Annotated in this window: 5 protein-coding genes and 1 pseudogene; 3 read left to right on the top strand and 3 right to left on the bottom strand. The window is 71.4% G+C overall.

All coding sequences use genetic code 11. The features are described from left to right. The 3 genes and pseudogenes from D7Y13_RS30775 to D7Y13_RS30765 form a co-directional block, all read left to right on the top strand. A pseudogene (locus D7Y13_RS30775) lies at positions 1 to 485 on the top strand (DUF58 domain-containing protein); the annotation flags it as partial. Continuing rightward, positions 482 to 2,215, top strand: coding sequence for a vWA domain-containing protein (locus tag D7Y13_RS30770; protein ID WP_120583963.1), 1,734 nt, complete (start codon positions 482 to 484; stop codon positions 2,213 to 2,215). The pseudogene D7Y13_RS30775 and the gene D7Y13_RS30770, both read left to right, overlap by 4 nt. 43 nt (positions 2,216 to 2,258) lie before the next feature. Then, entirely contained in the window at positions 2,259 to 5,009 is a 2,751-nt protein-coding gene (locus tag D7Y13_RS30765; protein ID WP_120583975.1) for a VWA domain-containing protein, read from the top strand. A 141-nt stretch (positions 5,010 to 5,150) separates the two neighbouring features. Here D7Y13_RS30765 and D7Y13_RS30760 read toward each other — a convergent pair whose 3' ends face one another. From D7Y13_RS30760 to D7Y13_RS30750, 3 genes are all read right to left on the bottom strand, one after another. Beyond that, positions 5,151 to 6,563 carry a TolC family protein gene (locus tag D7Y13_RS30760; RefSeq protein ID WP_120583964.1) on the bottom strand — a complete coding sequence of 471 codons (1,413 nt, stop codon included), beginning with the start codon at positions 6,561 to 6,563 and terminating at the stop codon, positions 5,151 to 5,153. A gap of 143 nt (positions 6,564 to 6,706) precedes the next feature. Next, positions 6,707 to 9,832 (bottom strand): efflux RND transporter permease subunit, encoded by a 3,126-nt coding sequence (locus D7Y13_RS30755; RefSeq protein WP_233595593.1) that lies wholly within the window; start codon positions 9,830 to 9,832, stop codon positions 6,707 to 6,709. Between the two features lie 44 nt (positions 9,833 to 9,876). Next, entirely contained in the window at positions 9,877 to 10,992 is a 1,116-nt protein-coding gene (locus tag D7Y13_RS30750; protein WP_120583965.1) for an efflux RND transporter periplasmic adaptor subunit, read from the bottom strand. Between the last annotated feature and the right edge of the window lie 140 nt (positions 10,993 to 11,132).

Here is an 11,132-nt window from a genome sequence, read left to right as displayed (position 1 = left end):
GTGGGGCGCGGTCGGAGCGGGTGCAGGGGCCGGCGTGTCGCTCGGCGCTGCGGGGTGCGGAGTTCGAGGCCCGGGATGATCTGGCGGCGGCGCTGGGGCGGTTGCCGCCGCTGCGGCCCTGTGGACTGCGGGTGGTGGTGAGCGACTTCCTCTTCGAGACGGACCTGGAGGCGTTGTGCGCCCGGTTGTCGCGGGGCGCGTCTGCGCTGTTCCTGGTGCAGGTGCTGGACGCGGAGGACCTGGAGCCCACGGGGGGCGAGGGCGCGCGGTTGGTGGACGCGGAGAGTGGCGTGGCGTTGGAGGAACTGCTCACCGACGGGGTGCTGGCCGCGTATGCCCGCCGCTTCGCCGAACACCAGCGAGCGTTGCGGAGCGCCGCGGCGCGGGCGCGGGGGACGCTGCTCACGGTGAGCACGGCGGACGGGCTGCGCGCCCAGGTGGCAGGGCCGCTGCGCGCGTTGTTCGTTGCGGGAGGCGGGGCGTGAGCTTCGGACTTCCGTGGGGCCTGCTGGCGCTGGGCGCGTTGGTTCCGCTGGTGGCGGCGTACTTCCTGCGCCGTCGGCAGAAGCCGGTCGTGGTGAGCGCGCTGTTCCTGTGGCGTACGCCACGTCCGCGCGCGGAGGGCGGACCCCGGTGGGAGCGCTTCACGCGCGAGGCGTCACTGCTGCTGGAGGTCCTCGCGGTCCTGGCCGCCGCGCTGTTCCTGGCGGACGTGCGTTGGGGGGAGACGGCCCGTCGCCGCCACCTGGTGCTGGTGGTGGACGGCAGCCTGTCCATGTCCGCGCGAGCATCGGATGGAAAGACCGTGCTGGAGCACGTGCGCACGGAAGCCGCGAAGCGCGTGGAGGCGGAAGGCGCCACGCACGTGACGGTGCTGGCGAGCGGTGTGTCGCCCCACGTGGTGGCCGGTCCGGAAGTCGAAGCGTCGCGAGCCCTGGGCGCGCTGGAGTCCTTCGCCTCGCGAGGGCCCGACCACGACGTCGTGCCCACGCTCCTGTGGGCACAGGAACTGTCCGGGCCCGGCAAGCACGTGCACTTCTTCACCGATGCACCGCCGTCGCAAGACACCGTCATTCCTCCCTCGGTGCGCTGGACGGCGCTGGGGCGCTCCCAGGGCAACGTGGCGTTGGTGTCCGCGCAGCGGCGCGACGAGGACGGCCGGGCCACGGTGACGCTGCGGGTGGCTCGCTTTGGAGCGGGGCCCTCGGAAGTGGAGGCGCGGGTGCGCGCGGCGCCAGGGCCGGGTGCGCGTGAAGGCACCGAACGCATTGAACGGATTGCCCTTCCGGAAGAGGGCGCCGCGACGGTGCGCCTCACCTTCCGCGAAGCCGGTGACGTGGAGGTGTCCCTGCCGGACGACGCGCTGCCCGAGGACGGACACGTGCGCCTGCCGCCTGCCCCCATGATGCCGGTATCGGTGGGCCTCACCGAAGGACTCTCACCCGCATCAAGGCAGGCCCTGGAGCGCTTCCTGGCGGTGTCTCCAGAGGTGGCGCATGGCACGCCTGTTCCCGGCGCGCCGGTGTTGTCGGTGGGACCTTCGAGCACGGAGGCGCGGGTGACGCTGGGCGCGGAAGGAACACTGCGCACCTTCGTGGGACCGTTCTTCACGGAGAAGGGCAGCACGTTGATGGACGACGTGCAGCTCGCCGGGGTGCGGTGGACGGCGGGCACGAATCCACCCGGCCGTCCGCTGGTGACGGCGGGTGAGGCGGTGCTGGTGTCGGAAGAGGAGGGCGGACGGCTGCACCTCAACGTGGACCTGGCGCGCTCCAACCTCCAGCGGACCACGGCGTGGCCAGTGCTGCTGGGCAACGTGGTGCGAGAGGCACGGCGGCTGCGCGAGGGCTTTCCCCGGCACCAGCTCAACCTGGGCGAAGCGCTGCCCGTGGTGACGGAAGCCGGTGCGCGCTACGCGTTGGTCGGTCCGTCCGGACGCAAGCCGGTGTTTGGCGCGGGCGCCTTGAGCCTGTCCGCGCCCACGAGTCCCGGTCGCTACGCGCTGGAGCGGGACGGCACCGAAGTGGACTCGCTGGAGGTGCTGGCGCTGGATGCGCGCGAGTCGGACCTGCGCGGCCGGGGCAGTGTCGATGTGCCTGCGAAAGAAGCGGGTGAGGATGCGGCGGGAGGCGGTGCGCAGGAGCGCGCCCGCTGGCCGTTGGTGATTCTGCTGGCCGCGCTGCTGGCCGACTTCTACGTCACGAGGAAGGTATGACCGGCACCCTTCCACTGGAATGGCCGCGGATGCGGAGGACCGCATGAGCTTCACCCTTCCGCAGGCGTGGTTGCTGCTGTTGCCGCTGGGGCTCTTCCTGTGGCGCTACGGCCGGAGGCCCGGTCCGCCCATGGTGTTGCGGTGGGTGCTGCTGGTGCTCGGCGTGGGGGCTCTCGCTGGGCCCGAGTTGCGACTGGCCAACGCGGGCAGCGACGTGGCCGTGGTGGTGGACCGTTCGCGCTCCATGCCGCTGGACGTGGACCGGGTGGCGCAGGAGCTGGTGTCCCTGGTGGAGTCGCAGCGCCGGCCCGGCGACCGTGTCGGTGTCGTCACCTTCGGCCGCGAGGCCCGGGTGGAGTCCCCGCTGTCGGACGTGGGCCACTTCGGCGGTTTCACGCGGCCGGTGGATGCGGAAGCGTCGGACCTGTCCGCGGCCCTGGATGCGGCGGGCGCGCTGATTCCCCCCGAGCGCACGGGCCGGGTGCTGGTCGTCTCCGATGGTCGCGCCACGGGCGCGGATGCCCGGGGCGCGACCCGGCGTCTGGCGGCGCGAGGCATCGCGGTGGACTACCGGCAGGTGGCCCGCCCGGAGCCCGCGCTGGACGTGGCCGTCGTGTCGCTGGACGTGCCCGCCACCGTCTCCGTGCGCGAGCCCTTCCAGTTCTCCGCCGTGGTGCAGGCCACCTCCGCCATCACCGGCACCGTGCGGTTGGAGCGCGACGGACGCGTGCTGGTGAAGGGCCCCTTCGACTTCAAGCCCGGGCCGAACCTGCTGCCCCTGCGCGACCTGCTGGAGGCACCGGGACTCGTGCACTACCGGCTCACGGTGGAGACCGCGGGGGACGGCGTTCCGGAGAACGACGTGGGCGTGGGCGTGCTGCGCGTGGAAGGCCCGCCGCGCGTGCTGCTGCTCACCCAACAGCCCACGGGCACGCTGGCGAAGGCGCTGACGGCGACGGGCATGCAGGTGGATGTCCGCGCGCCGTTCCACGTGTCGCTGGATGCGCTCGATGGCGTCGGCGTGGTGGTGCTGGAGAACGTGGACGCGAACGCGCTCGGCGAGACAGGGCTGAACGTGCTGGCGGACTACGTGGATCAGGCCGGAGGCGGGCTGGTGATGACGGGCGGACGCACGAGCTTCGGGGAGGGCGGCTACCGGAGGTCGCCCGTGGAGGCGCTGCTGCCCGTGTCGCTGGAGATGCGCGAGGAACAGCGGCGCGCGTCGGTGGCGATGAGCGTGCTGATGGATTCGAGCTGCTCCATGGGCGTGCAGGTGCCGGACGGCCGCACGAAGATGGAGCTGGCCGCGGAGGGTGTCACGGCGGCGCTCACGCTCCTCAACGGGAACGATGAAGCCTCCATCCACATGGTGGATACGGAGCCCCACGAAATCTTCCCGCTGAGCCCCGTGAGCGAAGGCCTGCCCCTGAAGCAGGTGGCGAGCGGCTTCAGCGGCGGGGGTGGCATCTACGTGGGCGTAGCGCTGCGCGCGGCGCGCAAGGAGATCCTCCGCAGCGACAAGCCCACGCGGCACGTGGTGCTGTTCTCCGACGCGGCGGACTCCGAGGAGCCGGGCGACTACCAGGCGACCCTGGCCGCGCTGCGAGAGGCGAACGTGACGGTGTCCGTCATCGGTCTGGGCACCCCGGCGGATCCGGACGCGGAGCTGCTGCGCGAGGTGGCCCGGAGGGGCAACGGCCGCATCTACTTCGCCGAGGACGCGATGAGCCTGCCGCGCATCTTCAGCCAGGAGACGCTCGCGGTGGCGAGGGCCACCTTCGTGGACGAGCCCGCATCGCTGGAGGCCGCGCCGGACCTGCCGCTGCTGGGGCCGCTGCCCACGCAGGGCCTGCCGCAGGTGGGCGGCTACAACCTCACGTACCTGAAGCCCCGGGCGAACGTGGCGCTGCGCACGCTGGACACCAACGCCGCGCCGGTGCTGGCGCTGTGGACGCATGGCGCGGGGCGCGTGGTGGCCCTCACCGCGGAGGTGGACGGGAAGTACACGGGCGAGCTGCGCGAGTGGGGCGCGCTGCGGGCGACGCTGGAGGCGGTGGTGCGCTGGTCGATGGGGAGCGCCACGCCGAAGGAAGAGGCGGTGGTGCGCTCGGAGCGCCAGGGCAACCTGCTGCGCGTGACGTTGGACCTGCCGCCGGGCGAGCCGATGCCGGGAGCCCTGCCCACGGCGGTGCTGCTGTCGGGCGACGGGCGCGCTGGGGTGGAGAAGCCGCTGCACTGGGAGGACGAGGACCGGCTGGTGGCCGAGTACCCCCTGTCCGGCAGTGGCACCTGGCACCCGGTGGTGAAGTGGGGAGGCCGCGTGTTGAGGGCGCCGCCCGTGGCGCTGCCGTACGCGCCGGAGTTCGAACCGGGCAGCGCGAAGGAGGGCCTGAAGCTCCTGCGCGCGCTGGCGGTGGTGGGAGGTGGACAGGAGCGTCTGTCGATGACGGGCCTGTTCGCGGAAGCGCCGGAGTCCGAAGGACGCGTACCGTTGGCGCCGTGGCTGGTGGCGTTCGCGCTGGCGGTGCTGTTGTCGGAAGTGGCCGTGCGCCGCTTCCTCTCCGCGCCCCGGGTGCGAACGGCCCGAGCGCGGCCCGCGAAGGAGTCCAGCGCGCGCGGCCCCGTGGCGGCCCCGCGCACGGAGCCTTCCGCGACGACGGCGTCCGGGAAGAAGCCTCAAGCCCCGGAGGAATCACCTCCGCCGCCAGCACCCGAGCCTCCGAAGCCTCCTGCCGGCGTGGACTCCGCACTGGAGGCCGCGCGGGCACGGGCCCGCCGTCGGACGGGACGCTGAGCGGAAGGCAGTGTCCCTGAACCGCCTTGCTCCATCCGCCGGACACCGGGCCCGGGCTTGTCGTCCGGGCGGCGGTCGCCCCAAGGGGCCTCAGAATCCGAAGCCCATCATGGTGACGGGAACATGGGGCCCGCGTGACGACTACCGAGGCGCGAGTGAATGGCCCGTGGGGTCGAAGAGGCCCATCGCCCGCATCAGCGCCAGTCGCGAGAGTCGCACGTTGAGCGACTCGGCCACGGCCGAAAGCTGGGCGCTCGCGAGCGTCGCGTTGACGTCCGTCACCTGGAGATACGTCGTGACCCCGGCGTCGAAGTTCTGCTTCGCCAGCCTCGCGCTCTCCCATGAGAGCTTCACCCGCTCCTCGGCCGTCCCGAGGTTGACCTCCGCGCTCTCCAGCTCGCTGCGCGCCTTGCGCACCTCATCGCGAATCTGCTCCTCGAGGCCGCGCAGATTGGCGTTCGCCTCGGCGATCTTCCCGGAGGACTCGCGCAGTTTGGCCTCGCGCAGCCCGCCGTCGAACAGGTTCCACGACAGGGCCAGCCCCACCGTCCAGGTGGAGGCCTGTCCGGTGAGCCCGGCGGTGTTCGTCGTGGAGGCGTTGCCGTTGGCGTACAGGTTGGGCAGGTACTCGAAGAGGACCTGCCGACGGCCGCCGCGTGCGACGTCCACGTTGAGCCGCGCGGCCGCTGCGTCCGGGCGCTGGTCGAGCGCGGTCTTCTCCGCGACCGCCGCGTCATCCGCCTCGGGAGGGACCGCGACCGCGTTGCCCTGGGGCGCCGCCACGTCGAAGTCCACCGGCCGCGCGAGCAGTGCGGCCAGGGCGCTCCTCGCGGTGGCGTAGGCATTGCGGCTGCGCACCACCTCCTGCTCCGCCTGCTTGCGGTCCAGCGTCGCCCGCAGGACGGCCAGCTTCTCCGCGTCGCCGGCCTCGAAGCGCGCCTGGGCGTCGCGCTCGAAACCCTGGCGGACCTCCAGCAATTGCTCCTGCACCGCCATGGCCTCCCGCAGGCTCGCGGCGCCGAGGTAGGCCTGCGCCACCGCGAACAGGATCTCCCGGCGCGTGTTCTCCGCGGTCAGCGCCGCGGTCTTCTCCCCCAGGTAGGCCGTCTGGATGGCGGGCCACAGCGTGGGCACGATCAGCGCCTGCCGCGCGGAGAGCTGGCCGGAGAGCTGATCCCGTTTCTGCAGGGTGATGGGGTCGGGGGCACCGGGGAGCGCGAACGTCAGCTCGCTCGGATTCCGGGTGTATGCGCCGCTCGCGGTGACGGTGGGGAGGTAGCCCGACCAGGCCTTGTTGCCCAGCTCCCGGGACTGCTGGAGCCGGGCGCGCGCGGCGTCCAGGCTGGGGCTCTGCTTCTCCGCGAGGGCGATGGCCTCCTCCAGGGTGAGCAACGGGAACGCAGCCACCGAAGTCCCGGTGCTGGAGGACGGCACCGGCAGGTCGGAGACACCGGGAGCCGCGTTCCTCACGGGCGTGTCGGTGGCGGCGGGAGTGCCGGTGACGCTGGGGGCCTGCGACAGCAGGACGCTGGAGAGAAGAGCACGGATGAACATGGTGGCGACCGGAGTGGAAACGGTGGGGAGGAAGAGGACACACGGAGGGCATGACGGGCCCCGAAGGGACCGTGGCGATGACCTCCGTGATGGGTCGGGAGCGGGTTGCCGTCAGCGCGGCGAGGGCGCCTGCTTCGTCGTCATCAAGGCCCCTCTTCCACGAGGCGGGGGTTCACCACGCCAGAGGCCACCGGGACGTCCACCTCCTCATGCGCGTCGCCCTTGCGGCGGCTGAAGCGCGCGGAGAGCCCGTCCAGCAGCGAGTAGACGACGGGCACCACCACCAGCGTCAGCACGGTGGAGGTGATGAGGCCACCGATGATGACGAGCGCCATGGGCACGCGCGTCTCCGCGCCATCCCCCTTGGCGAGCGCCACCGGAATCATGCCGGCCACCATGGCGATGGTCGTCATGAGGATGGGGCGCAGGCGCACCGGCGCGGCCTCCAGCAGCGCGTCCCGTGCACTCCTGCCGGCATCCCGCAGTTGCTGGGTGAAATCGACGAGCAGGATGCCGTTCTTCACCACCAGGCCCATCAGCATGATGACGCCGATGAGGGCAATCATCGACAGGGCGTTGCCCGACAGCAGCAGCGCACCGATGGCACCGATGAGCGCGAAGGGCAGCGAGAGCATGATGGTGAAGGGGTGGATGTAGCTGCCGAACTGCGCCGCGAGGATCATGTAGAGCAGCAGGATGCCCAGCCCCAGCGCGGTGCCGAAGGCGACGGCCGTCTTGCCCATCTCCTTCGCGTTGCCGGCGAAGCTGCCCACCACGCCCTTGGGCAGGTCCTGCTGGGCCTGCGCCGTGAGGAAGCTCATGCCTTCGCCCAACGTGTAGCCGGGCGCCAGATTGGCGAGCAGGGTGATCTGCCGCTTCTGGTTCTGGCGGTCGATCTGCACAGGACCCTCGGAGGGGGTGATGTTCGCCACGTTGCGCAGCTCCACCAACTGGCCGCCCGTGGTGCGCACGGTGAGCTGCCCCAGCGCCGTCTCGGAGGCGAGCGTGGCGTCGGGCAGGCGCAGCTTCACGTCGTAGGTCTCGCCGCCCTCGCGGTAGGTCATGAACTCGTCGCGGCCCAGGTAGGAGCGCAGGGCCATGCCCACCTGCGCGGCAGGCACGCCCAGCTTCGCGGCGCGCTCGCGGTCGATGCGCACGTCGTACTGCGGCTTGCCGCTGCGGAACGTCGTGTCGATGTCGGTGAAGCCCGGGTTGGACTTCATCACGGCGAGCATCTTCTCGTTGGCGGCGACGACCTGGGACCAGTCCGTGCCGCGCAGCACGTACTGCACCTGCTGGGTACGGCCGCCACCACCGACACCGGAGGCGTCCTGCACGGAGAGCATCACGCCGGGACTCTGGGGCAACGCGCTCCGCAGGCGCACCTTGAAGGCCTCCTGGTCGAAGGGGCGCTCCTTGCGCGGCACCAGGTTCACCAGCACCTCGCCCTTGTGCACCTCCTCCAGCGTGCCGCCGCCCGCCGTGATGAAGGTCTCCTTCACGCCCTCCAGGGTGCGCACCTGCGTGGCCACGCTGGCCAGCTCCCGCTCGGTGTCATCCAGGGTGGAGCCCACCGGCAGCTCCAGCGTCACGCGCACCGCGCCGTTGTCGGAAGGGGGGATGAAGGTGAACTTGAGGAAGCGGGCCATGCCCAGCGTCAGCACCAGCACGCCCACGGCCACCGCCACGGCCAGGCCCCGCCGGTTGAGCACGCCCCCGAGGATGCGGCGGTAGCCGTTCTCCATGCCCACGAGCATGCGCTCGATGGCGGCGCTCACGCGGTTCTTCGGGCCGCCATGGCCGTGGGCCTTCAGCAGGCGGCTGGAGAGCATGGGCGTGAGCGTCATCGACACCGCGTAGGAGATGAGCACCGCCACGGCCACCGTGACGCCGAACTGGTAGAAGAACTGGCCAATCGTCCCCTCCATGAAGGCCACGGGGATGAACACGGCCACGATGGCGAGCGTCACCGCGAGCACCGCGATGACAATCTGCCGCGTGCCCTCCAGCGCCGCCTGCATGGGCGTCTTCCCCTCCTCCAGGTGGCGGACGATGTTCTCGATGACCACGATGGCGTCGTCGATGAGCAGGCCGATGGAGAGCGTCAGCGCCAGCATGGTGATGATGTTGAAGGTGAAGCCCAGGAGCGCCATCACCGCGAAGGTGCCGATGACGCTCACCGGCAGCGCGATGGCGGCGACGAACGTGGAGCGCAGGTCGCGCAGGAACAGGAGCACGATGACGACGGAGAGCACGCCGCCGATGAGCATGTCCTCCTGCACGGCGTGGATGGAGGCGCGGATGGTCGTGGAGTTGTCGCTGATGGTGCTGACCGTCACGCCCTCGGGCAGCTCCGCGTTGAGCTCCGCGAGGGACTCCTTCACGTTCTCGGCGACCTGCACCGTGTTGGCGCCCGACTGCTTGCGCACGACGAGCGCGATGGCGGCGCCCGTGTCCGAGCGGGCCACGCCGCGAGCCTCCTGCGCGCCGTCCACCACCGCCGCCACGTCCCGCACGCGCACCGTCGTGCCGTTGGGGCTGGCGACGATGATGTCGCCAATCTCCCCCACGCTGCGCGCCTCGGCCGTCAGGCGCACGATGCGCTCACGGCCTCCCTGTGTAGCGCGCCCGCCGGGCAGGTCCACGCTCTGCGACTGGAGCGCCTGGCTCACGTCGCCAATGGCCAGGCCGTAGCCGCGCAGCCGCTGCGGATCCACCACCAGCTGGATCTCCCGCTTGCGACCGCCCACCACGCTGATGCTGCCCACGCCCGGCTGGCTCTGGAGGGACGGCTTCACCACGTCCTCGGCCACGCGCGTCAGCTCGTCCACGGGCAGGGCGCCCGACAGGGACAGCGTGAGGATGGGCGCCGCGCCGATGTCGAACTTCTCCACGACGGGTGTCTCGATGTCATCCGGCAGTGAGCGCAGCGTCGCCTGCACGCGGTCGCGCACGTCCTGGGCCGCCACGTTCACGTCGGTGCCCAGCTTGAAGCTGATGGTCACCTGACTGACGTTCTCCAGGTTGATGGAGTTGAGCTCATCCACGCCGCTGACGGTGTTGAGCGCCTCCTCCAGCGGGTCGGTGACGTTCTTCTCGATGGACTCGGGGTCCGCGCCCGGCAGCAGCGTGGTGACGGTGACGACCGGGATGTCGACGTTGGGGTACTGGTCCACGCCGATGCGCGGGTAGGCGAAGAGGCCGAAGACGACGACCGCCGCCATCAGCATGACGGTGAAGACGGAGTGTTTGATGAAGGTCTGGAGCATGGCTGGCGTGCGTCGGGAAAGGGGAGGGAAGGAAGGGGGCCGGGCTACTGGACGACCTGGAGCGAGGTGCCGTCCTGGAGCGGCAAGCTGGCGTCCGCCACGACGCGCTCCGCGGGACCCAGGCCGTGCACCACGCGCACGAAGCCGGGCAGCACGCGCTCCACCTTGACGTCACGGCGCTGCGCCTTGCCGTCCTGCACCACCCAGACGAAGCCCTGCTGGCCGCGCGCGTTGACGGCCTGCGTGGGCAGGAAGAGGCCCGCATGTTCCGGCGCGCCGTCGGTGGCCGCCGCGTTGGAGAAGTCCAGCTCCACGAGGGCGCCCGCGCGCAGCCGCGCTCCGTCCTCCTTCGCCGGCAGCACGTCCGCGAGCACCTCCACGGTGCGCGTCTGCTCGTCGATGGTGGCGCCCAGGCTCCGCACCCGTGCCTCGAAGGGCGCGCCGGAGGGGTTGAGCGTGCCCTTGATGACGGTGCCCACCTTCACGCGGTCCACGAAGGACTCGGGCACCGGCGCGCGCACCTCCAGGGCCTGCGTGTTGACGAGCACGAAGACGGCCGTGCCCGCGGACACGTAGTCGCCCTCGTTGAGTTTGCGCACGGTGATGACCCCCTCGAAGGGGGCCGTGAGGGTGGCGTCGCGCAGCACCTCCTGCGCGCTGTCGAGGATCGCGGCCGCCTGCTGGGCCTGGGCCTGGGCCTGGCGGTAGCCCACCTCCGCCTTGTCGAGCGAGGCGCGCGGGAGGCTGCCCGACTGCGCGAGGACCCGGGCCCGCTCCACTTCCGACGTCGCGCCATCCAGCGCCGCGTCGGCCGACGCCTTGGAGGCCTTCGCCTGGTTGGCGGCGATGCGCGCGTTGCTGGTGTCCAGCTGCGCCAGCGCCTGGCCGCGCTTCACCGTGTCGCCCACGTTCACGTTGACGCGCGTGAGGGTGCCGGACGCCTGCGCGCTCAGCGTCGCCACCTGCTTGGAGCGCACGCTGCCGGTGGCCTGCAGGACGCTCGCCTCCAGTTGCGTGGCCGGCGTGACGGCCCGCACGCCCACCGGCTTCTGGACGACCTGCGCGGCGGAGGCCTTTGGGACGATGGCCTTGTCACCGCCGCCGCACCCCGTCGCCACCACCGCCACCGCGACCGCTGCTGCCTTCAAGAACACCTTCATGGCTTCGTTCCTCGTTGTGGGGCCGGGGGCTGCATGGGAATCCGGCACCGAATGACTGAATTGGTATTTTGGTCAGTCCCGGACATGCGAATACGCTCATCCCCGGGGGCGGGGTGGAGCCCGCCTTGGGTGATTCAGCT

This window comes from Corallococcus praedator (genome assembly GCF_003612125.1).
Lineage (GTDB): Bacteria > Myxococcota > Myxococcia > Myxococcales > Myxococcaceae > Corallococcus > Corallococcus praedator.
Note: the sequence above shows the minus strand (reverse complement) of the source record. Positions and strands in the feature narration are given on the sequence as shown.

What these genes read in the sequence shown, in the direction of transcription:
- D7Y13_RS30765 (WP_120583975.1), top strand. Translation starts at nt 2,259, where the DNA reads ATGAGCTTCACCCTTCCGCAGGCGTGGTTGCTGCTGTTGCCGCTGGGG.
- D7Y13_RS30760 (WP_120583964.1), bottom strand. Translation starts at nt 6,563, where the DNA reads ATGTTCATCCGTGCTCTTCTCTCCAGCGTCCTGCTGTCGCAGGCCCCC.
- D7Y13_RS30755 (WP_233595593.1), bottom strand. Translation starts at nt 9,832, where the DNA reads ATGCTCCAGACCTTCATCAAACACTCCGTCTTCACCGTCATGCTGATG.
- D7Y13_RS30750 (WP_120583965.1), bottom strand. Translation starts at nt 10,992, where the DNA reads ATGAAGGTGTTCTTGAAGGCAGCAGCGGTCGCGGTGGCGGTGGTGGCG.